The sequence below is a fragment of the Candidatus Pelagibacter sp. genome (assembly GCF_052049995.1).
Classification (GTDB): domain Bacteria; phylum Pseudomonadota; class Alphaproteobacteria; order Pelagibacterales; family Pelagibacteraceae; genus Pelagibacter.
Map to the genome: position 1 here is coordinate 39,086 of NZ_JBNGYX010000006.1, position 21,089 is coordinate 60,174.

The following is a 21,089-nucleotide window of genomic DNA, read 5'->3' on the forward strand; positions in this document are numbered from 1 at the left end:
AAAAATAAATTCTACTACGTTGTTTAATATATGGAAAATACTTATCAAGATTTAATTACAGATATCCAGAGTAAAAATCCAAAAATAAGTGGGAAACTTGAGGGTGGAAAAAGATTCAAAATTAAGTCTGATTTTAAACCTGCAGGTGATCAGCCTGAAGCAATAAAAAAATTAGTTAATGGCGCAAACAAAGAACAATTTAACCAAGTTTTACTTGGTGTTACAGGATCAGGAAAAACGTTTACTATGGCTAAAGTTATTGAAGCTACTAACAGACCTGCTTTAATATTGGCTCCAAACAAAACACTTGCTGCTCAACTTTATGGGGAAATGAAAACTTTTTTTCCAGATAATGCAGTTGAGTATTTTGTTTCTTACTATGACTATTACACTCCTGAGGCTTATGTACCAAGATCAGATACATATATAGAAAAAGAAGCCTCTATAAATGAACAGATTGATCGGATGAGGCACTCAGCAACAAGATCTCTTTTGGAAAGAGATGATGTGTTAATTGTTGCGAGTGTTTCTTGTATTTATGGTCTTGGGTCAGTTGAAGCATATAGTAAAATGACTTTAACACTTCAGAAAAATTACGAGTATAACAGAGAAGAGATAATTAAGTCTTTAGTTGCACTTCAATATAAACGTAATGATCAAAATTTTTATAGAGGAACATTTAGAGCGAGAGGAGAATACCTGGAAATTTTTCCATCGCACTTAGAAGACAGGGCGTGGAGATTGTGTTTGTTTGGAGATAAACTCGAACAGATAGAAGAATTTGATCCTTTAACAGGTGATAAAGTGAGAGAACTGAGTTTAGTAAAAGTTTATGCAAATAGTCACTACATCACTCCAAAACCAACAATTGAACAAGCAGTAATAAATATAAAAAAAGAATTAGAGATTACTTTGAAAAAACACCGTGCTGAAAATAAATTATTAGAAGCACAAAGATTAGAAGAAAGAACTAAATTTGATTTAGAAATGATTGAGGCAACTGGATCTTGTGCAGGCATTGAAAATTACTCAAGATTTTTATCTGGAAGAAAACCAGGAGAGCCTCCACCTACTTTATTTGAATATTTTCCTGATAATACTTTGATATTTGTTGATGAGTGTCACGTTACAGTTCCTCAGCTCAATGGAATGTATAAAGGAGATAGGTCAAGAAAAAGTACTTTAGCAGAATATGGATTTAGACTTCCATCGTGTATGGATAATAGACCATTGAAATTTGAAGAATGGGATTTAATGAGAACCCAGACTGTTTTTGTTTCAGCAACTCCAGGTCCATGGGAATTAGAACAAACAAAGGGTAATTTTATAGATCAGGTAATTAGACCAACAGGGTTAATTGATCCCCCTGTAGAAATAAGACCTGCAAAAAATCAAGTGGATGATTTAATGCATGAATGTAAGCGAGTAATAGAAAATAATCATAGAGTATTAGTAACAACACTAACTAAAAAAATGGCTGAAGATTTAACTGAATATCTTCACGAGAACGGTATAAAAGTAAGATACCTACACTCAGATATTGATACGTTAGAAAGAATTGAAATCATGAGAGATTTAAGAATGGGCGTATTTGATGTTTTAGTTGGAATTAACCTATTAAGGGAAGGATTAGATATTCCAGAATGTGCTTTAGTTGGAATTTTAGATGCTGATAAAGAAGGATTTCTTAGATCTGAAACATCTTTAATTCAAACAATAGGAAGAGCAGCAAGAAACGTTGACGGCAAAGTTATTTTGTATGCCGACAAAGAAACAAAGAGTATAAAAAAAGCAATTGCTGAAACTGATAGAAGAAGAAAAATTCAACTAGCTTATAACAAGAAACACAAAATAGATGCAAAATCAGTAAAAAAAGATATCAGCGATATTTTAGAAAGTGTTTATGAGAAAGACTACGTCAAAATAAGCGAAGGCTCAAATATTGGTGGAAATCTTAAAAAACATCTCAAAGGTTTGGATAAAAAAATGAAAGAGGCAGCATCAAATTTAGAATTTGAGGAAGCTGCTAAAATACGGGATGAAATTAGAAAGTTAGAAAGTACCGAATTAGAAATTACGTTAAATCCAAAAATAAGGCAGTATGATGTAAAAAATAAGCTTTATCCAAAAGGCAGATCAACTATGGGTATGCCAGGTACTAAAGTCACAAAAAAAAGAGATAAAAAATGGAAGCACGGAAAATAATTATTACCGGTGGGGCAACCAGAATTGGTGCTGCGATTGCAAAAAAATTATCTGGCCCTAATAAAGAAATTCTCATTCATTTTAATAAGTCAAAATTAAAAGCTGAGAAGTTAAAAAAAGAATTATCAAATGATGGTACTAAAGTTTACTTAGTTAAAGGTGATTTGAGTAAAGAAAATGATGTAAATAAAATTATAAAATATGCAAAATCTAAACTTAAATATTTTGATTGTTTAATTAATAATGCTTCTTTATTTGAAAATGATAAATTAGAAAACTTTACAACAGATAGTTGGGGGCAACATTTAAGAACAAATTTAAGAACACCTGCATTATTATCAAAAGAATTTGCGAAAAATGTTAAAGGAAAAAATAACAATATAATTAATATTATTGATCAAAGAGTATTTAAACTAACTCCATACTTTTTTTCTTACACAATTAGTAAAACTGGACTTTATACTTTAACTAAAACTAGTGCTATGAGTTTAGCTCCAAAGATTAGAGTAAACGGTATAGCACCTGGTCCAACTATTAAAAATCAAAGACAATCTGAAAAACATTTTAGAAAACAATACTTAGCAACCCCTTTAAAAAGACAAGTTGATGTAGAACAAATATGTAATGCCGTTGACTTTTTTATAAAAAATATATCTATTACAGGACAAGTTTTAGCAATAGATAGCGGGCAGAATTTAAACTGGCAAACACCAGATGTAATGAGCAAAGAATGAAAAAAAATAATTTGAAAATTGTAAAGATAGACAAGAATAAAAGCCTATTTAATTATGAGAAAAAAATACTAATTAATGAGTTAATTTTAGATTTAAAACTTGGTTATTACGACTCTGAAAAAAAAAAATCACAAAAAGTAAAATTTAGTCTTGAAATAGACTATGAAGATAAAAAACCTTCGAGCGATAAAGATATAAAATCTATTGTAAATTATGGAACTATAGTAAAATTAATTACTAAACTTGTAAAAAAGAAACATTATAATTTCCTAGAAACTTTAGCAGAAGCTGTTTTTGACGAACTATTTAAAGACAAAAGAATCGCTAAAATAATGTTGAAAATTGAAAAATTAGAAATTTTAAAACAATGTTCATCTGTTGGTATTCAAATTACCAAAAAGAGAAGCCATGATAAGCTCTGAAATAGGAAAAGAAGTAATTAAAAAAGAGCTTCCTCTAGTACCAAAACTTCCAGGCGTATATAGGATGCTTAATGAAAAGAATGAAATTCTTTATGTAGGTAAAGCCAAAAATTTACCAAATAGATTAAAGAGTTATGTTGCAGAAAAAAATCATATAATTAGAACTGAAAGAATGTTATCTCAGACAAGAAAATTAGAGATAACAACAACATCTAATGAAAGTGAAGCATTACTTCTAGAAGCAAATTTAATTAAAAAGCATAAACCAAAGTTTAATATCCTTTTACGTGATGATAAGTCATTTCCATTTATATTTATAGGTAATAAAGACAAGTGGCCTCAAATAAAAAGACATAGAGGAAAAAAAACAAAAGAAGGTTTTTACTTTGGACCCTTTGCCTCTGCTGGTTCAGCTAATTGGACAATCAAAATGATCCAAAAAATTTTTCATTTAAGAGTTTGTGATGACACCGTGTTCAAAAACAGAGAAAGACCTTGTATTTTATATCAAATAAAAAGATGTTCTGGACCTTGTGTAGGATATGTAAAAAAAGAGGAATACAGTCAAACAGTAGAAGATGCTATTGAATTTGTTTCAGGAAAATCTAGGAAAATTCAAAAAAATCTTTCTAACCAAATGGAAAAGGCAAGTCAGGATCTTGATTTTGAAAAAGCTGTAATTTTAAGAGATAGAATTAAATCATTAAACATAATTCAATCGTCACAGAGAATTAATGAAGCAAACTTAGTTGAGGCAGATGTTATTGCTGGATACAAAGAATCTGGAAAAACTTGCATTCAAGTATTTTTTTATAGATCAAAACAAAATTGGGGTAATCAAGCTTTTTTCCCAAAACACGATCCAGATGAAAAGTTTAGTGAAATCCTTAATTCATTTGTTTCTCAATTTTATGAAAATAAAAGTGTTCCTTCGTCAGTTATTCTTTCAGAAGAAATAAAGGAAAAAGCACTAATTGAAAAAACACTGACACAAAAAGAAGGTAAACAAATAAATATTTCAATTGCAAAAAAAGGATCAAAACTAAAAGTGATTAATCAAGCAATTAAAAATGCAAAGGATAGTCTAAATAGAAAACTTTATGAGAGTCAAAATAATAAGGAATTATTCGATGCGGTAGCTAAAAAATTTAATTTAGAAACTAATATAAATTTAATTGAAGTTTACGATAATAGTCATATTCAAGGTACTAATAGCGTTGGTGCTTTAATAGCCTACGGTGATGAAGGATTTATTAAAAAAAGATATAGAAAATTTAATATTAAACACAAAAAAAATGAGCAAGACGACTATGGAATGATGAAAGAGGTATTAAATAGAAGGTTCAAAAGAGCTGTTCAAGAAAAAGATAATTACCTTGCTTTTCCTGACTTGGTTCTGGTAGATGGGGGGAAAGGTCAATATTCAGTAGCTAGAGAGAGCCTTAATGAATTAGGACTTCACGACATTCCAATTATTGCAATAGCAAAAGGTAAATTTAGAAATAGTGGAAATGAAACTTTTTTTCACAATGGGAAAGAATATAAATTCACTAGAAATGACCCGACCCTATTTTTTCTTCAAAGAATAAGAGATGAATCACATAGATTTGCTATAAGCGCTCACAGAGCAAAGAGAAAAAAAGGTATTAGTAAATCTTTATTAGACCAAATAGAGGGAATTGGAGCCATAAGAAAAAGGGCCTTATTAAACCATTTTGGATCGGCAAGATCTGTAGAGTCTGCAAGCTTAGATGAAATCAAATCTGTAGAAGGTGTTGAAGAAAAAGTAGCAAAAAAGATATATAACTTTTTTCACGAATAATTATGTTAAAAAAAATTCCAAACATATTAACGATAGGGCGTATAATAATTGTTCCTTTTTTTGTTTTGGCTTTTTATCTTCCAGGATTTTATGGTGATCTTACTGCTTTAATATTATTTATTATTGCATCATTTACAGACTTCTTAGATGGTATGTTGGCTAGAATGTTTGGAGTAGAGTCAAAACTGGGTGAATTATTAGATCCAATAGCTGATAAAATAATTGTTGCCACAGCATTAATACTTCTGGTTATGGATGGAACAATCAGAAATTACGAGGTAATTGCAGCAATAATAATTCTTACAAGAGAAATTTTAATTTCAGGTTTAAGAGAATTTTTAGCAAAGGGAAAAATAAAACTTCCTGTTTCAAACCTTGCTAAACTTAAAACAGTATTACAAATGGTATCAATTGCTCTTTTATTATCTGGAGATACCGGAAATAAAATAATTAATTTTCAAGATTATAACGCACAAACCATAGGTATAATTCTTTTGTGGTTATCTGCTGCTTTAACACTTTTTACTGCATATGATTATATGCGAAAAGGTATTGATCATGCTATGTCTGAAGATAGTAAAGACTAGGCTGCTTTTTTCTTCCTAACTAATACCTGATAACTTTCATTTAAATCAATAATAGTATCACAAACTTTAAATTGATTTTCAGCAATACAAGATACAGGTGTTACTTCTGCTGCTGTTCCAGTTAAAAAACATCCAACAAAATTAGGTAATTCAGTTGGACTAATTTTTCTTTCATGTACTTTTATATTTTTTGACTTTGCAATTCCAATTACAGTTCTTCTAGTAATACCATCTAAAAAAGAATCTGGTATTGGAGTGTGAATTTCCCCATTTTTATCTTTGAAAAAAATATTAGCTCCAGTTGCTTCAGCAATATTCCCTTCGTGATCAAGCATTAAAGAATCTGTATATCCTTGCTTTTCTGCCTCATGTTTTGAGAGTGTACAAATCATGTAAAGACCTGATGCCTTCGTATCCCACGGTATTGTATTTGGTGCTGGTCTTCTCCAATTTGAAATATTTAATCTTATTCCTTCTACTTTAAGTTTAGGATCAAAATATGATCCCCATTCCCATGTTGCAATCGCAACATGTATTTTTGTTTGTTGCGCAGAAATAGCCATCATCTCACTACCCCTCCAAGCAACAGGTCTTACATAACCATTTTCTACTTTTTGAGTTGCTATAATTTTATTGGATGCATTATTTATTTCTTCTTCTGTATATGGAATTTCAAAACCCATTCTTCTTGCAGAATGAAAAAATCTAGCTGTGTGCTCTTCTAATTTGAAAATTGAACCGTCATAAACTCTCTCACCTTCAAATACACAACTAGCGTAGTGCATACCATGGCTTAAAACATGTAGTTTAACGTCTGCCCAATCAACTAATTCGTTGTTGTACCATATTTTTCCAGATCGCTTGTCGTAAGGTATCATGTGTGAAAATTTTTTTAATTTATAAATGAAAAATATCTTTGTATCTTTAATATGTCAATATAACTTACCTATTATGAAAGAACTTTTATATTTAAAAGATGACCAGCTTAAAGATCTAATAGAAAAACTATTCGTAAGCTATAGAGAAACCTTTTCTGACTCTAAAAAAATATTAGATAGATATTCAATTGGTTTAGCACACCATAAAGTAATTCATTTACTGTCAATGTATGAGGGGATCTCAATTTCTGAGCTGCTTAAAAGATTAAAAGTCACAAAACAAAGCTTAAATCGTGTTCTCAAAGATTTGATTAAACTTGAAATCGTCATTTTTAAAAAAGATGACCAAGATACTAGAGTAAAGCATGTTTTTCTTAATGATAAAGGTAAAAAAATTTTTAATGAAATTTTCAATTTACAAAAAAAGAGAATTTATAACGCTTTATTAAATTCAAGTTCTGAAGAAGTTATAAATTTTGATAATGTACTAAGTAAAATAATTAATGGATAAGTTTATTGCACATATACTAGTGGTTGATGATGATGATGGAATTAGATCTCTTGTAAAAAAGTATTTAAATGAAAATAAATTTTTAGTCACTACTTCTGAAAATGCAGAAAATGCATCAGAGAAAATAAAAATAATTAAGTTTGATTTGATAGTTTTGGATATCATGATGCCTGGTAAAAGTGGACTTGAATTTTTAAAAGAAAATAAAAAAAAATTAGATACACCAGTTATACTTCTCACTGCCAAAGGTGAGGCAAGTGAAAGGGTTGAAGGGTTAGAGATTGGTGCTGATGATTACTTACCGAAACCATTTGAACCAAAAGAATTAATTCTAAGAATACAGAACATATTACATAAAACTATTAAGTTAGATCAGAAAAGGGTTATTGATTTTGCAAATGTGAAAATTGATTTGAATAAACTTTTAATATTTAAAAGTGATAAAGAATTTAAGATTAATGCAACAGAAAAAACGATTTTAGAAAAAATGATTAATAACCCAGGCAAAACATTTTCTAGAGAAGATATTGGTCAATTAATCAATTTAGATAAAGAGAGATCAATAGATGTTATTATTACTCGGCTTAGAAAAAAAATTGAAATTGATCCAAAAAATCCAAAGTTTTTGCAAACAATAAGAGGTGCAGGATATGTTCTCTGGATTGAGTAATTACTTAAAAAAAATATTACCAAAAAGATTATTTTATAGAGCACTTCTTATAGTTGCTATTCCAGTTTTGGTTTTGCAACTAGTAATTACAATTGTTTTTTTTGATAGCCTTTGGATTAAAACAAACAAAGGTATGACAAGAACCTTGGTAAATGAAATTAGTACATTTATTGAAGCCTATGAAAATGAGCAAGAAAAAAAACAAGAATTGCTAGATCTTTTTTCCATATTTTTAGATTTAAATATTGAGTTCACGAATAACGAAAAATTACAAAATACAGATACTGAAAGATGGTTTAGTCCTATAGATAGAACTTTAAGAAGAGAACTAAAATCTAAATTTGGATTAGATGAATACTGGTTTGATACAACAAGTTATAAAGAATTAATTGATTTAAGAATTAAATACGAAGATGGATATTTTAAATTTTTAGTTCCTAAAGATAGAGTTGCAAGTTCTTCAGCAAGAATATTTGCACTTTGGATCACAGTACCTGCAATTATAATGGTGATCATTTCTCTAATATTTTTAAAAAATCAAACTAGACCAATAACTAACCTAGCTCGTGCGGCTGAAAGGTTTGGTAAAGGAGAAAATATTGAAGAGTTCAAACCTTCTGGAGCCCTTGAAATAAGACAAGCAGGACATGAATTTGATAAAATGAGAAAGAGAATTGAAAGACACTTAAATCAAAGAACAGAAATGTTATCTGGAATAAGTCATGATTTAAGGACACCTTTGACAAGGATGAAACTACAATTAGCTTTTATAAAAGATAAAGAAACTGTCAATAAATTGACTGAAGACATCAATGAAATGGAGAAAATGCTAAATGAATATTTGCAATTTACCAGCTCATCATATGTTGAAAAAGATGAAATGTTTAATTTATCTGAATTAATTTCAGTCGTTATTGAAAAATATAATAATGAAAATATTTCACAAAACTTAACACCAAGAATTTACTTTAATGGTAGGAAAAATTTAATTAATAGATGTCTAAATAATCTAATTGATAATTCACTGAAATATGCAAATAAAGTTGAAATTAGTTTAAGTAAAAAAAACACAAACTTATTCATTATTATTGATGATGATGGTCCTGGAATACCAAAAGATGAGTATGAAAATGTATTTAAACCTTTCTATAAAATAGATAAGGGTCGAGCAGACTCTAAGTCAAGTGTTGGTCTTGGCTTATCAATTTCATCTGACATTATCAAATCTCATGGAGGAAATATAATTTTAGAAAAATCAAAAATGGATGGTTTGAGAGTTAAGGTTTTCTTACCTGTTTAACTTTTTTATTTTTTTTTTTCTCAAGTTTATTTATTTTATTTTCGAGATTCTCGACACGTTTTGAGAGAACTTCAAACTCATCTTTGCTTGTAAGTTTCATTTTAAAAACAAACTCATCTCTTTTAGATTTGAAGATATTAAATAATTCAGTGGTTAAGTCTTTCGAAGATACTAGTCCCTGCTCTATTAATTTAGCAAATTTATCAATTATAAATTTAGAATTTTTCATATTTAAGATATACATTATAAGTATTATTAAAAATGTTCATTAATAATTTTGACCCAGTAGCCTTAGAAATATTTTCTTTAGAAATCAGATGGTATTCTTTAGCTTATATATTTGGAATTATATTAGGTTGGATTCTTGCAAAAAAATTATTTATCCAAGACATAGAAGTTAAAAATAAATTTGATGATTATTTAACTTATTTAATTATAGGTATAATTTTAGGAGGAAGACTTGGTTATATTATTATCTATAATTTTAGTTTTTATATTAATAATCCATTAGATATATTTAAAATTTGGCAAGGAGGAATGTCCTTCCATGGTGGTTTAATTGGAATTATTTTCGCATCTATATTTTTCGCTAAAAAAAATAATCAAAACCCATTCTTATATTTAGATATTGTCGCTTTAGTAGCTCCAGTCGGAATATTTTTTGGACGAATAGCAAACTTTATAAATTCAGAGTTGTATGGAACTATAACTAATGTACCCTGGGCAGTAATTTTTGTTCAGGTAGATAATCTTCCTAGGCATCCCTCACAATTATATGAAGCACTATTAGAGGGTTTATTTTTATTTTTATTATTAATTTATTTTAAAAACAAATTTTCAAATAAACCTGGTGTAATTTCAGGATTATTTTTAATAATTTATTCAATCTTCAGATTTATTGTAGAATTTTATAGAGTACCAGACGAACAGCTAGGTTATATATTTTTAAACATAACGATGGGGCAAGTAGTAAGTTTAATATTTATATTATCAGGGGTAATCTTATTTTATTTAAAATATGAAACTCGCTAAAACAAATAATTTACCATTAGATCAATTTATAAATTTTGCTCTTTACGATCAGGATAAAGGTTTTTATATGAAAAAGAATCCTTTTGGTAAAGATGGAGATTTTATTACTGCTCCCAATATCACAAGATTATTTTCAGAGATTATTGCAATTTGGACAATTACTTTTTGGAAAAGTTTAGGATCTCCAAAAAAATTTAATTTGCTAGAACTGGGAGCTGGAAATGGCGAAATGATGAAAGTCATTGATGAGACACTTATAAATTTTCCCGAATGTTACAATGCCTGCAGTTTTGTAATTCATGAAAAAAGTGATTTTTTAATAAATGAACAAAAAAAAAATTTAAATTCTAAAAAATTTTTATGGTTAAAAGATATTGAAAAAATAAACTCTAACCCAACAATTTTTTTAGCTAATGAATTCTTTGATGCTGTACCAATCAAACAATTTTTTAAAAAAAAAGATGGTTGGTTTGAAAGATACGTGTTTATGAATGATGCAAAAAAAGCTGAATTTAAAGAAGAAAAAATAGATATAGAAAAAATTGAAAAATATCTAAATTTTGAAATATCAAAAAATCAGAACATGATAGAATATTCACCAGACGCTTTTAAATATTTAAGAACAATTTGCGACCTAGTGCAAAAAAATGATGGAGGAATGTTAATAATTGATTATGGTTATGCAGACAGCAAAATGCATGAAACCCTTCAGGCGGTAAATAACCATAAATATTCTAACATTTTAGAAAATATTGGAGACTCTGATATTACTTACAATATAAACTTTCATTCTTTTGAGAAATTTATAAGTCAGTTTAAAGAAATTAATTCAATTTTTACAAATCAAAAAAAATTTTTAACAAGTATGGGTATTCTTCAAAGAGCAGAAATAATCAGCAAAAATATAACATTTTCTAAAAAAGCAGATTTATTTTATAGGGTAAGACGTTTGATAGATGACAAGCAGATGGGTGAATTATTCAAAGTCATGCTTATAAAAAATAAGAAAAATAATTTTAGAACAGGTTTTCAAAATTGATAAAATCAAAAAAACTCTCAAAAATTAAAACTATTAAACATGGTTTTTTTAATAAAACTGGCGGTAAATCTAAAAAAATTTATAAAAGTTTAAACTGTGGTCCTGGTTCTAAAGACAATCCGTCAAATGTTAAAAAAAATTTAAAAATAGTTATAAAAAAAATAAAAAGCACCGCTAAAAGTATTTTTTTACTTCATCAAATACATAGTAATAAATTTGTTTATATTGATGAAAAAAACACATTTAAATCAAAACCAAAAGCAGACGCAGTAATTACAAATCAAAAAAACATGCCAATTGGTGTTTTAACTGCTGATTGTGTGCCAATTTTAATCTGTGATGAAAGAACAAAATTAGTTGCAGCAATTCATGCGGGGTGGAAAGGTGCATACAAAGATATAATTAGCAAAGTAATCCAATTTATGATCAAAAAAGGATCTAATCCTAAAAATATTACTGCAGCTATCGGACCTGCTATCTCGGCTAAAAATTATGAAGTAAAAGCAGATTTTAAAAGAAAATTTATAAAAAAGGATAAAAAAAATAATAAATTTTTTAAAGTTAAGTACAAAAAGCTTTATTTTGATTTACCTAAATATGTAAAATCATGTCTTTTAAAGAATAAAATAAAAAATATTGAGTCTATGAATATTGATACATTTGATATTAATAATAATTTTTTTAGTGCAAGAAGAGCTTTAAAACTAAATCATGATGATTATGGTAGAAATATTTCAATAATTATGCTTTATTAGGTTTTTTTAATGAAATTATTATCCGGAAATAGCAACAAACCATTAAGCAAGAATATTGCCAAATATCTAAAATCTAAATTAGTAAACTCTAGTATTAGAAATTTTTCTGATGGAGAAATTTATGTGGAAATAAATGAAAATATTAGAGGTAATAGTATTTTTTTAATTCAATCTGTTTCATCTCCTGCAAATGATAACCTAATGGAATTACTACTATGTATTGATGCACTTAAGAGATCGTCAGCAAAAAATATTACTGCTGTTATTCCGTACTTTGGATATGCTAGACAAGATAGAAAAGTTGCACCAAGAACCTCAATTTCAGCAAAACTTGTATCAAATCTAATTACTAAAGCAGGAGCTGATAGAGTTGTTACTGTTGATTTACATGCAGGACAAATTCAAGGATTTTTTGATATTCCAGTAGATAACTTGTTCGCAACACCTATTTTTGCAAGACATGTAAAAAAAAAGATAAAAAGTAAAAATCTAATTTGTGTTGCACCAGATGTTGGTGGTACTGAGAGAGCTAGAGCACTAGGAAAGATTTTAAATGTTGGTCTAGCAATTGTAGATAAAAGAAGACCAAAGCCAGGTCAATCTCAAGTAATGAATATTATTGGAGATGTTAAAGGAAAAACTTGTATTCTTGTTGACGATATAATCGATTCAGGTGGTACAATTGTAAACGCAGCTAAGGCTCTTAAAAATCGAGGTGCCAAAGAAGTTTATGTTTACATTACTCACGGCGTACTTAGTGGAGAAGCTGTAAATAAAATTAAAAAATCAGTAATTAAAAATTTAGTAATAACTGATACAATTGATAACATGAACAGAGTTAAAGGTGCTAAAAACATTGAAGTTCTGTCAATTTCAGGTCTTATGGGTGAAGCAATTAAAAGAATATCTAATTCAACTTCAGTATCAGATTTATTTAAATAAATACCTTGAGTTATTAAGGAACTTGAGCTAAAAACCTTTGTTTTTATGAATTCATTAGACGCTAACATCAGAACTACAAAAACTAAAGGTGAGCTTAATTCACTTAGGGATAACGGTAATGTACCCGCGATAATTTATGGCGGTGAAGCTCAAAATGAAAAGATTTCTATATCTAAAAAGGTACTTAAATCACTTATTGAAAAAGAAAATTTTTTATCAAGTATCATTACTTTAAATGTTGATGGCAAACCTCAAAAAGCTCTTCCAAGAGAAATAAAATATGACATTATTTCAGATGAACCAATTCATGTAGACTTTCTAAGAATAGTTGCAGGAATAAAAGTTAGAATTGAAGTCCCTGTAAAATTTTTGAATCATGAAAAATCTCCTGGTTTGAAAAGAGGTGGGGTTTTAAACATTGTAAGAAGAAAAGTTGAGCTAAAATGTCCAAGCGAAAAAATTCCTGAAAATCTTGTAATAGATCTTGATGGAGTTGATATTGGAGAGAGTTTTAAGATTTCATCTATAAATCTTGACAGTGACGTTAGTCCCACGATTCAAGGAAGAGATTTCGTAATTGCAACTCTAGCAGCTCCTACTGTTATGAAAGAACCTGAAAAACCTGCAGAAGCTGAAGCGGCTGAGGGTGAAGTTGCTGAAGGAGCAGAGGCGGCGGCAGCTGAAGGTGGAGATAAACCAGCAGCAGAAGGTGATAAAAAAGAAGGTGAAGACAAAAAACCTGCTGAAGAAAAAAAATAAGTTAATTAAAATTGAATTTTATCCTCCAATATTAATATTTTATGCTTCTACTTGTAGGATTAGGTAATCCAACCCCAGACAGTGAGAACAATAGACACAATATTGGTTTCAAGATTATAGATGCAATAAATAAAAAATTTGGACTTTCAAAACAAAAACCAAAATTCAAAGGACTTCTTACAACTGGTAATATAGGAGACCAAAAAGTTTACGCTATTAAACCTTTAACTTTTATGAACAATTCTGGAATTTGTATCAGAGAGTTGATTGAATATTTCAAAATAGATGCTGAAAATGTTATCGTATTTCATGACGATCTAGATGTAGAATTTGGGAAAATAAAAGCAAAATTTGGTGGATCTGATGCAGGACATAACGGAATTGCATCAATAGATAAATTTATTGGTAAAGATTATTCTAGGGTGCGAATAGGTATTGGTAAACCAAAAGATAAAATGGAAGTAAGTGATTTTGTTCTTCAAAATTTTGATGAGGATGAAATGCTTGGATTGGAAAAAATTACAAATAACATCACAGATTTTATTTCAATACTTATTGATAAAAAATTAGATTTATTCTCTAGTACAGTAAATAATAAATAATGAGTTTTAAATGTGGAATTGTTGGTTTGCCTAATGTGGGTAAATCTACACTCTTCAATGCTCTAACAAACTCAAGCAAAGCTCAAGCTGCAAATTTTCCATTTTGTACGATAGATCCCAATGTGGGAGTAGTCCCTGTTCCAGATGAAAGATTGAATAAATTATCAGAAGTTTCAAAATCAAAAAAAACAATAAATACAACTATTTCATTTGTAGATATAGCTGGTCTTGTAAAAGGGGCATCTAAAGGTGAGGGATTAGGCAATAAATTTTTGTCCCACATAAGAGAAGTTGATGCAGTTATTCATATGATTAGATGCTTTGACTCAGACGATATTCAAAATGTTAATCCTGACGTAGACCCTATAAGAGATCTTGAGATCATTGAAACTGAGATGATGCTAGCTGACCTAGAATCTATTCAAAAAAGACTTGAAAAAAATAATAAAAAAAATGTTGACGAAGACCAGCTTAAGATTTTAGAGATTGCATTAGACTGCATTAATAATGATAAAGATATATCAATATTAAATTCTCAATTTGACTCAAAACAACTTAATCAAAGTGGTCTTTTATCAATAAAACCAAAGATCTTTGTTTGTAATGTAGATGAGCAAAGCGTAGAGGATGGAAATAAATATACTAAAAACTTCATAGAAAAATTTGGAAAAGATAACACCCTGGTTGTTTCCGCAGACATAGAAAACCAAATAAATGAACTAGCAGAAGATGAAAAAAAAAATTACATGGATATGATTGGTTTAAAAGATACAGGTTTAAGTATGTTAATTCAAAAGGGCTATAGAATATTAGAACTTGATACATATTTTACCTCTGGACCTGAAGAAACAAGAGCGTGGACAATACAAAAAAATTGTACTGCTCCTAAAGCTGCAGGAGAGATTCATACAGATTTTGAAAAAGGTTTCATTAGAGCTGAAACTATATCTTATGAGGATTTTGTAGCAAATGATGGATGGGTAAATTCTAAGGCTAACGGAAAAATGAGATTAGAGGGTAAAGACTATATTGTTAAAGATGGAGATATATTAAACTTCAGATTCAACACGTGACCAGATTCTTTTCATACTAAAATAAACTAAAACAGTTAAAATAATTAAATAAACAATCGCTTTAAAGCCCATCTGATGTCGAGATTCTAAATGAGGTTCAGCTGACCACATTAAGAAGGTCGTTACATCTTTTGACATCTGTTCTACTGTAGCATTTGTTCCGTCACCATACTCTACTAATCCATCTGATAATGGAGCAGCCATTCTAATTTTATTACCATACATATATTTGTTGTAGTAAACTCCGTCATCTAAAGATACGTTGCTAGGAGCTTCTTCATATCCTTGTAATAAGGAATAGATATAGTCAACTCCACCTCCTCTAGCTTTAACCAAAACAGACATATCAGGAGGGTATGCACCTCCATTTGCAGCTTGAGCTGCTTTTACATTATCATATGGCATTACAAATTTATCAGATAATTTACCTGGTCTTGTAAACATCTCCCCATCAGAATTTGGACCATCAGTTACTTCAAATGAAGCTGCTATAGCTTTCGCTTGAGCTTCAGAGAATTCTGGCCCTCCTGGCTCTGCTAAATTTCTATAACTTAAGTACTTCATCGAATGACATGAGGCACATACTTCAATATAAACTTGATAACCTCTTTGAAGAGAAGCTCTATCAAATTTTCCAAATAGACCCCTAAAACTCCAGTCAGTTTTTAGATATTCTACTTTTTCAGCAGCAAAAGAATTTGAATTTGAAGTAATAATAAATATTATTATAGAAAATAATTTAAATAAATTTTTCACCTTATTCTATTTTACTTTCTTTATTTCTGGCGGCAGCTAGATTTGGTGAACCACCAAGAACAGGCTCAGTAATACTTAAAGGCACTGGTAAAGTTTTTTCTTTAAACCCTAAAACAGGAAGAATAACTAAAAAATGTAAAAAGTAATACGCTGTTGCAACTCGTGCTATCAACAAGTAAAGTCCTTCAGCTGGCATCGCGCCCACATAGCCTAGTATCAAAACATCTGCAACTAATATCCAGTAAAATTGTTTATATAAAGGTCTAAATACTGCTGATCTTATTTTTGAAGTATCTAACCAAGGTAAAACTGCCAAGATTAATATTGCAGATAACATAGCCACTACTCCTAACAATTTATCAGGAACTGATCTTAATATTGCATAAAACGGTAACAGATACCATTCAGGAACAATGTGTGCAGGTGTTACCATTGGGTTAGCCTCTATATAATTATCTGCATGTCCTAAAATATTTGGTGCATAAAATACAAAGAAAGCAAACACAATCATGAACATTAATAAGGCAAAACCATCTTTAATTACGATGTAAGGATGGAAAGGCACAGTGTCTTTAGATGGTTTTTTTATATCTATTCCAACTGGATTATTGTTACCAGGAACATGTAAAGCCCATATATGTAAAACAACTAATCCTAAAATTAAAAATGGAATTAAATAATGCAAAGTAAAAAATCTAGTTAACGTAGGGTTGTCGACTGAATAACCTCCCCACAACCAAGTGACAATACCCTCTCCAACTAATGGAATAGCACTAAATAAATTTGTGATTACAGTTGCTCCCCAAAAGCTCATTTGTCCCCAAGGCAATACATAGCCCATAAATGCAGCCGCCATCATTAGCAAATAAATAATTATTCCAATTATCCAAATTATTTCTCTTGGTGCTTTGTAAGAACCATAAAATAATGACCTGAAGATATGAATGTATACTGCTAAGAAAAACATAGATGCACCATTTGCATGAATGTATCTAATTAACCAACCATAGTTAACATCACGCATGATGTGCTCGACACTTTCAAAAGCCATATCTGCGTGAGCAATGTAATGCATTGCAAGAGTTAATCCGGTGACAATTTGAGTGATTAAGCAAAAAGTTAAAATTCCACCAAATGTCCACCAATAATTTAAATTTTTAGGAGTCGGATAATCTGTTAAATGATTAGCAAGAGTTAATAGTGGCAATCGATCATTAAACCATTGTCCTACCTTAGATTTTGGTCTGTAATCGTGGTCACTCATTTTCTTTATCCAATTTTAATTGTGTTTGCATCAACAAATTCATATTTGGGCACTTCCATATTCCAAGGTGCTGGTCCTTTTCTAATTCTTCCAGAAGTATCATAATGAGATCCATGACATGGACAGAACCACCCATTATAATCACCTTTATCATTAAGAGGTACACATCCAAGGTGTGTACATACACCTAACATAACAAGCCACTCAGGGTTTTTTGCTCTATCTTCATCTTTTTCTGGATGAATTAAATCTTCCATCTTAACATTTCTTGCCTCATCAATTTCTTCTTGAGTTCTTCTTCTTATAAATACTGGTTTACCTCTCCATAAAACAGTCAATGTATTTCCAGGTGTTAATGAACTCACATCAACCTCTGTACTAGCTAATGCTTTAACAGAAGCGTCGGGATTCATTTGATCTATCATTGGCCACACTACTGCAGCTGCACCAACAGCTCCTACAGCTGTGGTAGCTGTAAATAAAAAATCTCTTCTTTTTGTTTTTTTTTCAGACACTTTTAATAGCTTTTATTATTATCTCTTTTTGATTTAAAATAGTTAATATACGAATTCATATAATATAAAATAATTATTTTACTACTGAAAGAATGACACAGAATTCAACAATTTTAGGACCCAAAATAGCTTTGTATGAGCCTGATATACCTCAGAATACTGCTGCAATCATAAGAACTTGTGCTTGTTTGGGTGCTAAACTAGAAATAATTGAACCATGTGGCTTTCTATTATCAGATAAACGATTTAAAAGAGTGGTTATGGACTATATGAACTATAGTCAAATAGAATTTTATCAAAGTTCTGAAAAATTTTTTGAGGCAAAGAAGAAACAAAGAATCGTATTGATGACAACTAAGGGTTCAATAAATTATACTAAATTTAAATTTAAGCCTGATGATACTATTTTGTTTGGAAGAGAAAGTGCTGGGGTACCCAAAGAGGTCCATAAAATTATTAAAAATCGTTTAAAAATACCAATGAATAGCCAAGTAAGATCTCTTAATATTGCTTCGTCTGTTGCCATTGTTTTGGCAGAAAGTTTGCGTCAAATAGAATTAATATAAAATGGATATTTCAATCAAAAAAGACTTAGCGAGTAACTGGTTTAAGCTATTACAAAATGCAATATGCGACGACATTTTAAAAATTGAAAAAAATAAAATAAATTTTGAATCAACTTCTTGGAAAAGAAGCAATAAAAAAGATGAGGGTGGTGGTGAATATAGAATTCTTAAAAGTGGAAAAATTTTTGAAAAAGTAGGAGTAAATTTTTCAAAAGTTTATGGAAAATTTCCTAAGCAATTTCAAAAGAATATACCAGGCGCAAGCAAAGATCCTAAATTTTGGGCATCAGGAATATCAATCGTTATGCATATGCAAAATCCCCATATTCCTGCAATGCATTTTAATACCAGATTTATTTGTACAACAAAGAATTGGTTTGGTGGAGGAATGGATGTAACCCCAGCAATAAAAGATGAAAAAGAAAGGAAAAACTTTCATAAAATATTAAAAGCAATGTGCGATAGACATAATAAAAATTATTATAAAAAATATAAAAAGTGGTGTGATGAATATTTTTATCTACCTCATAGAAAAGAGGCAAGAGGTATAGGTGGAATCTTTTTTGATTATAAAAATGATAATTTTGAAAATGACTTTAAATTTGTCAGAGATGTTGGAGTTACATTTCAAATGCTATTTAATGAAATAATTAAAAAAAAAATGAAAAGAAAATGGACTTTAAAAGATAAAGAGTTTCAGTATATTAAAAGAGGTCGATACGCAGAATTTAATTTACTTTATGATAGAGGGACAAAATTTGGACTACAAACTGGTGGTAATGTTGAAGGAATTTTAATGTCATTACCTCCGATTGCAAAATGGGAATAAAAAATGGATAAAGAGCCAATAACATTAAACGGATTAAATAAACTAAAGGATGAATTAGTTTTTTTAAAAGAAAAAAAAAGACCTGAAATAGTAGCTGCAATTGCTGAAGCAAGATCTCATGGAGATCTTAAAGAAAACGCTGAATATCATGCAGCTAAAGAAGAACAGTCTCATAACGAAGGAAGAATAACCGAAATTAATGATATTATTGCAAGAGCAAATGTTATTGATGTTACAAAACTAAACAATGAAGGAAAAGTAATTTTTGGATCAACAGTTTATTTAGAAGATTTAGATACTGGTGAAAAAATTAATTATAAAATTGTTGGAAGAGATGAAGCAGATTTAAAACAAAAGCTTATTTTCTTTCAATCACCAATTGGCAAAGGTTTGATTGGAAAAAATAAAAATGATTTAGTTGAAATAAATACACCCTCTGGTGTAAAAAATTTTGAAATTAAAGACGTTAAATATATTTAACCTTTAACTATTTGCTGTACTTGCTTATCTGAAATTTGAAATCCGTTTTGAACCCAAATTTCCTCAATTTTTTTTAATTTATTACCTAAAGTTTTACCCTCAGGAATTTGAAATTTAGACATTAGTAGATCAGCCCCTATTGGTAAAGTTGGAATTACTTTATCTTTAAAAGTATCTAATAGTTTGATTAGTTTCTTTTCTACTTTGTTTGAGGTGAAAATTTTAAAGTTAATTATATCTATTACAGCCTGTTTCCCATTAAAATAAAAAAATTTATTCAAATTTTTCTCTGTAAATTTGTTTAAAGTTACTTTTTCTCTATAAAATAGATCTATCAATTTTAATCTTTTCTTATCTTTGTTAGATATTTTAAATTTATAAAGAAAATAATCAGCATTATCAGTCCCATCAATCACTAAAAGCGCAATTAAGAATATAAAGTCTATTTTTAAAAAATTCTTTGCAGCATAAGAATTTTGTTTTTTAAAATTTTTAATATTCTTTAATTGAGGGAAAATTATTTCTACTAGTTCTAAACTTTCTTTATCTTTTAAGAGTTTAAAAAATCCATTTGAACTAGTTATTTTTTTTAGTTCATCGATTAATCTTTCAGATGATATATTTGAAATTCCATCAATATTTTTTTTTATATTTTTTATTATTTCTGGCTGATGGTTATGATTTGAGTAATTTAAATAAAATCTTAAATACCTCAAAATACGTAAATAATCCTCTTGAATTCTTTTTTCCGCATTGCCAATAAAATTAATATAACCCTCCTCCAAATCTTTTTTACCGTTGAATGGATCAAATAAATTACCATCGCCATCTGCATAAATTGAATTGATAGTAAAATCCCTTCTAGAGGCATCTTCCTTCCAATCTAAAGAGAATTCTACTTCAGCATGTCTTCCATCAGTTGAGACGTCTTTTCTTAAAGAAGTAATTTCATATTTATATTTGTCAATTATTGCGGTTATAGTTCCGTGTTCAATTCCTGTTTCATAATAACTTATTTGTTTTTTTTTAAGAGCCTCACATACTTCCGGGGGAGTTAAATTTGTTGCTAGATCAATATCATCAACATTTTCTTTTTTTATCACTTTTCTTACACACCCGCCTACATATCTGATTTCACTTTTCTCAGAAAAATTATTAATTGCTTCAAAAATCTTATTTGTGGGAGTTGTCAAAGTAATTTGTTTTAAATTTTGACTGATATAATCAAGATTTTTTGATCGGGAAAAAAATTTATCTAAAAAATTTTTCATAAATGGCTGGGGCGCTAGGATTCGAACCTAGGATGCAGGTACCAAAAACCCGTGCCTTACCGCTTGGCTACGCCCCA

At 29.3% G+C, this 21,089-nt stretch carries 24 protein-coding genes and 1 tRNA gene; 18 read left to right on the forward strand and 7 right to left on the reverse strand.

The window, feature by feature from the left end:
- Positions 1–30 precede the first annotated feature (30 nt).
- From uvrB to pgsA, 5 genes are read left to right on the forward strand one after another with little or no spacing between them, the layout of a single operon-like run.
- Positions 31–2,205 carry an excinuclease ABC subunit UvrB gene (uvrB, locus tag ACTT9Y_RS05525; protein ID WP_440933391.1) on the forward strand — a complete coding sequence of 725 codons (2,175 nt, stop codon included), beginning with the start codon at positions 31–33 and terminating at the stop codon, positions 2,203–2,205.
- Positions 2,187–2,939, forward strand: a complete 753-nt coding sequence (locus ACTT9Y_RS05530) for an SDR family oxidoreductase (protein ID WP_440933392.1) — start codon at positions 2,187–2,189, stop codon at positions 2,937–2,939. Before uvrB ends, ACTT9Y_RS05530 begins: the two co-directional genes overlap by 19 nt.
- Complete coding sequence (locus ACTT9Y_RS05535; protein WP_440933393.1) at positions 2,936–3,361, forward strand: dihydroneopterin aldolase; 426 nt, start codon at positions 2,936–2,938, stop codon at positions 3,359–3,361. Before ACTT9Y_RS05530 ends, ACTT9Y_RS05535 begins: the two co-directional genes overlap by 4 nt.
- Positions 3,348–5,183, forward strand: a complete 1,836-nt coding sequence (gene uvrC, locus ACTT9Y_RS05540; protein ID WP_440933394.1) for an excinuclease ABC subunit UvrC — start codon at positions 3,348–3,350, stop codon at positions 5,181–5,183. Before ACTT9Y_RS05535 ends, uvrC begins: the two co-directional genes overlap by 14 nt.
- 2 nt (positions 5,184–5,185) lie before the next feature.
- On the forward strand, positions 5,186–5,770 hold the full coding sequence (gene pgsA, locus ACTT9Y_RS05545) for a CDP-diacylglycerol--glycerol-3-phosphate 3-phosphatidyltransferase (protein WP_023854813.1): 585 nt from the start codon (positions 5,186–5,188) through the stop codon (positions 5,768–5,770).
- Here pgsA and ACTT9Y_RS05550 read toward each other — a convergent pair.
- Complete coding sequence (locus ACTT9Y_RS05550; protein WP_075485315.1) at positions 5,767–6,648, reverse strand: branched-chain amino acid aminotransferase; 882 nt, start codon at positions 6,646–6,648, stop codon at positions 5,767–5,769. The genes pgsA and ACTT9Y_RS05550 overlap by 4 nt on opposite strands.
- 73 nt (positions 6,649–6,721) lie before the next feature.
- Here ACTT9Y_RS05550 and ACTT9Y_RS05555 point away from each other — a divergent pair, with 73 nt between their 5' ends.
- The 3 genes from ACTT9Y_RS05555 to ACTT9Y_RS05565 are packed head-to-tail and all read left to right on the forward strand — an operon-like array spanning position 6,722 to position 9,129.
- Positions 6,722–7,159, forward strand: a complete 438-nt coding sequence (locus ACTT9Y_RS05555; RefSeq protein ID WP_023854811.1) for a MarR family winged helix-turn-helix transcriptional regulator — start codon at positions 6,722–6,724, stop codon at positions 7,157–7,159.
- A complete protein-coding gene (locus ACTT9Y_RS05560) occupies positions 7,152–7,829 on the forward strand; it encodes a response regulator (protein ID WP_440933395.1) in 678 nt (225 codons plus the stop codon). Before ACTT9Y_RS05555 ends, ACTT9Y_RS05560 begins: the two co-directional genes overlap by 8 nt.
- On the forward strand, positions 7,810–9,129 hold the full coding sequence (locus ACTT9Y_RS05565; protein ID WP_440933396.1) for an ATP-binding protein: 1,320 nt from the start codon (positions 7,810–7,812) through the stop codon (positions 9,127–9,129). Before ACTT9Y_RS05560 ends, ACTT9Y_RS05565 begins: the two co-directional genes overlap by 20 nt.
- Here ACTT9Y_RS05565 and ACTT9Y_RS05570 read toward each other — a convergent pair.
- Positions 9,107–9,358, reverse strand: a complete 252-nt coding sequence (locus tag ACTT9Y_RS05570; RefSeq protein ID WP_440933397.1) for a hypothetical protein — start codon at positions 9,356–9,358, stop codon at positions 9,107–9,109. The two genes, ACTT9Y_RS05565 and ACTT9Y_RS05570, sit on opposite strands and share 23 nt — an antisense overlap.
- A 32-nt stretch (positions 9,359–9,390) precedes the next feature.
- On the opposite strand from ACTT9Y_RS05570, the gene lgt reads away from it, so the two are divergent.
- Genes lgt through ychF form a run of 7 tightly spaced genes read left to right on the forward strand, consistent with a single transcriptional unit; the run spans position 9,391 to position 15,331 of the window.
- Complete coding sequence (gene lgt / locus ACTT9Y_RS05575; RefSeq protein WP_440933398.1) at positions 9,391–10,161, forward strand: prolipoprotein diacylglyceryl transferase; 771 nt, start codon at positions 9,391–9,393, stop codon at positions 10,159–10,161.
- Positions 10,148–11,200 carry an SAM-dependent methyltransferase gene (locus ACTT9Y_RS05580; protein WP_440933399.1) on the forward strand — a complete coding sequence of 351 codons (1,053 nt, stop codon included), beginning with the start codon at positions 10,148–10,150 and terminating at the stop codon, positions 11,198–11,200. Before lgt ends, ACTT9Y_RS05580 begins: the two co-directional genes overlap by 14 nt.
- Entirely contained in the window at positions 11,197–11,955 is a 759-nt protein-coding gene (gene pgeF, locus ACTT9Y_RS05585; protein ID WP_440933400.1) for a peptidoglycan editing factor PgeF, read from the forward strand. Before ACTT9Y_RS05580 ends, pgeF begins: the two co-directional genes overlap by 4 nt.
- A gap of 9 nt (positions 11,956–11,964) precedes the next feature.
- A complete protein-coding gene (locus ACTT9Y_RS05590) occupies positions 11,965–12,897 on the forward strand; it encodes a ribose-phosphate pyrophosphokinase (protein WP_440933401.1) in 933 nt (310 codons plus the stop codon).
- A gap of 45 nt (positions 12,898–12,942) precedes the next feature.
- Positions 12,943–13,656 carry a 50S ribosomal protein L25/general stress protein Ctc gene (locus ACTT9Y_RS05595; protein ID WP_440933402.1) on the forward strand — a complete coding sequence of 238 codons (714 nt, stop codon included), beginning with the start codon at positions 12,943–12,945 and terminating at the stop codon, positions 13,654–13,656.
- Between the two features lie 41 nt (positions 13,657–13,697).
- Positions 13,698–14,258, forward strand: a complete 561-nt coding sequence (gene pth, locus ACTT9Y_RS05600) for an aminoacyl-tRNA hydrolase (RefSeq protein ID WP_440925652.1) — start codon at positions 13,698–13,700, stop codon at positions 14,256–14,258.
- A complete protein-coding gene (gene ychF, locus ACTT9Y_RS05605; RefSeq protein ID WP_440933403.1) occupies positions 14,258–15,331 on the forward strand; it encodes a redox-regulated ATPase YchF in 1,074 nt (357 codons plus the stop codon). The genes pth and ychF overlap by 1 nt, the downstream gene beginning before the upstream one ends.
- Here the strand turns inward: ychF and ACTT9Y_RS05610 are convergent.
- The 3 genes from ACTT9Y_RS05610 to petA are packed head-to-tail and all read right to left on the reverse strand — an operon-like array spanning position 15,308 to position 17,866.
- Positions 15,308–16,060, reverse strand: a complete 753-nt coding sequence (locus ACTT9Y_RS05610) for a cytochrome c1 (protein ID WP_440933440.1) — start codon at positions 16,058–16,060, stop codon at positions 15,308–15,310. The genes ychF and ACTT9Y_RS05610 overlap by 24 nt on opposite strands.
- A 28-nt stretch (positions 16,061–16,088) precedes the next feature.
- The gene (locus ACTT9Y_RS05615; RefSeq protein WP_075536482.1) at positions 16,089–17,351 is read right to left on the reverse strand and encodes a cytochrome b; all 1,263 of its coding nucleotides are present in this window, start codon (positions 17,349–17,351) and stop codon (positions 16,089–16,091) included.
- Positions 17,352–17,356: 5 nt separating this feature from the next.
- Positions 17,357–17,866, reverse strand: a complete 510-nt coding sequence (petA, locus tag ACTT9Y_RS05620; RefSeq protein ID WP_023854798.1) for a ubiquinol-cytochrome c reductase iron-sulfur subunit — start codon at positions 17,864–17,866, stop codon at positions 17,357–17,359.
- 92 nt (positions 17,867–17,958) lie between these two features.
- Between petA and ACTT9Y_RS05625 the strand changes: the two genes are divergently transcribed.
- Genes ACTT9Y_RS05625 through greA form a run of 3 tightly spaced genes read left to right on the forward strand, consistent with a single transcriptional unit; the run spans position 17,959 to position 19,741 of the window.
- Positions 17,959–18,432 (forward strand): tRNA (cytidine(34)-2'-O)-methyltransferase, encoded by a 474-nt coding sequence (locus tag ACTT9Y_RS05625; RefSeq protein WP_440933404.1) that lies wholly within the window; start codon positions 17,959–17,961, stop codon positions 18,430–18,432.
- A gap of 1 nt (position 18,433) precedes the next feature.
- Entirely contained in the window at positions 18,434–19,261 is an 828-nt protein-coding gene (hemF, locus tag ACTT9Y_RS05630) for an oxygen-dependent coproporphyrinogen oxidase (RefSeq protein ID WP_440933405.1), read from the forward strand.
- A 3-nt stretch (positions 19,262–19,264) separates the two neighbouring features.
- Positions 19,265–19,741, forward strand: coding sequence for a transcription elongation factor GreA (gene greA, locus ACTT9Y_RS05635; RefSeq protein WP_440925658.1), 477 nt, complete (start codon positions 19,265–19,267; stop codon positions 19,739–19,741).
- Here greA and ACTT9Y_RS05640 read toward each other — a convergent pair.
- Positions 19,738–21,012 (reverse strand): CCA tRNA nucleotidyltransferase, encoded by a 1,275-nt coding sequence (locus ACTT9Y_RS05640; protein WP_440933406.1) that lies wholly within the window; start codon positions 21,010–21,012, stop codon positions 19,738–19,740. The two genes, greA and ACTT9Y_RS05640, sit on opposite strands and share 4 nt — an antisense overlap.
- Before the next feature lie 3 nt (positions 21,013–21,015).
- Positions 21,016–21,089: transfer RNA gene (locus ACTT9Y_RS05645), tRNA-Gln, on the reverse strand.

Coding starts and splice junctions, on each gene's coding strand:
- uvrB (WP_440933391.1), top strand. CDS start 31: ATGGAAAATACTTATCAAGATTTAATTACAGATATCCAGAGTAAAAAT.
- ACTT9Y_RS05530 (WP_440933392.1), top strand. CDS start 2,187: ATGGAAGCACGGAAAATAATTATTACCGGTGGGGCAACCAGAATTGGT.
- ACTT9Y_RS05535 (WP_440933393.1), top strand. CDS start 2,936: ATGAAAAAAAATAATTTGAAAATTGTAAAGATAGACAAGAATAAAAGC.
- uvrC (WP_440933394.1), top strand. CDS start 3,348: ATGATAAGCTCTGAAATAGGAAAAGAAGTAATTAAAAAAGAGCTTCCT.
- pgsA (WP_023854813.1), top strand. CDS start 5,186: ATGTTAAAAAAAATTCCAAACATATTAACGATAGGGCGTATAATAATT.
- ACTT9Y_RS05550 (WP_075485315.1), bottom strand. CDS start 6,648: ATGATACCTTACGACAAGCGATCTGGAAAAATATGGTACAACAACGAA.
- ACTT9Y_RS05555 (WP_023854811.1), top strand. CDS start 6,722: ATGAAAGAACTTTTATATTTAAAAGATGACCAGCTTAAAGATCTAATA.
- ACTT9Y_RS05560 (WP_440933395.1), top strand. CDS start 7,152: ATGGATAAGTTTATTGCACATATACTAGTGGTTGATGATGATGATGGA.
- ACTT9Y_RS05565 (WP_440933396.1), top strand. CDS start 7,810: ATGTTCTCTGGATTGAGTAATTACTTAAAAAAAATATTACCAAAAAGA.
- ACTT9Y_RS05570 (WP_440933397.1), bottom strand. CDS start 9,358: ATGAAAAATTCTAAATTTATAATTGATAAATTTGCTAAATTAATAGAG.
- lgt (WP_440933398.1), top strand. CDS start 9,391: ATGTTCATTAATAATTTTGACCCAGTAGCCTTAGAAATATTTTCTTTA.
- ACTT9Y_RS05580 (WP_440933399.1), top strand. CDS start 10,148: ATGAAACTCGCTAAAACAAATAATTTACCATTAGATCAATTTATAAAT.
- ACTT9Y_RS05590 (WP_440933401.1), top strand. CDS start 11,965: ATGAAATTATTATCCGGAAATAGCAACAAACCATTAAGCAAGAATATT.
- ACTT9Y_RS05595 (WP_440933402.1), top strand. CDS start 12,943: ATGAATTCATTAGACGCTAACATCAGAACTACAAAAACTAAAGGTGAG.
- pth (WP_440925652.1), top strand. CDS start 13,698: ATGCTTCTACTTGTAGGATTAGGTAATCCAACCCCAGACAGTGAGAAC.
- ychF (WP_440933403.1), top strand. CDS start 14,258: ATGAGTTTTAAATGTGGAATTGTTGGTTTGCCTAATGTGGGTAAATCT.
- ACTT9Y_RS05615 (WP_075536482.1), bottom strand. CDS start 17,351: ATGAGTGACCACGATTACAGACCAAAATCTAAGGTAGGACAATGGTTT.
- ACTT9Y_RS05625 (WP_440933404.1), top strand. CDS start 17,959: ATGACACAGAATTCAACAATTTTAGGACCCAAAATAGCTTTGTATGAG.
- hemF (WP_440933405.1), top strand. CDS start 18,434: ATGGATATTTCAATCAAAAAAGACTTAGCGAGTAACTGGTTTAAGCTA.
- greA (WP_440925658.1), top strand. CDS start 19,265: ATGGATAAAGAGCCAATAACATTAAACGGATTAAATAAACTAAAGGAT.
- ACTT9Y_RS05640 (WP_440933406.1), bottom strand. CDS start 21,012: ATGAAAAATTTTTTAGATAAATTTTTTTCCCGATCAAAAAATCTTGAT.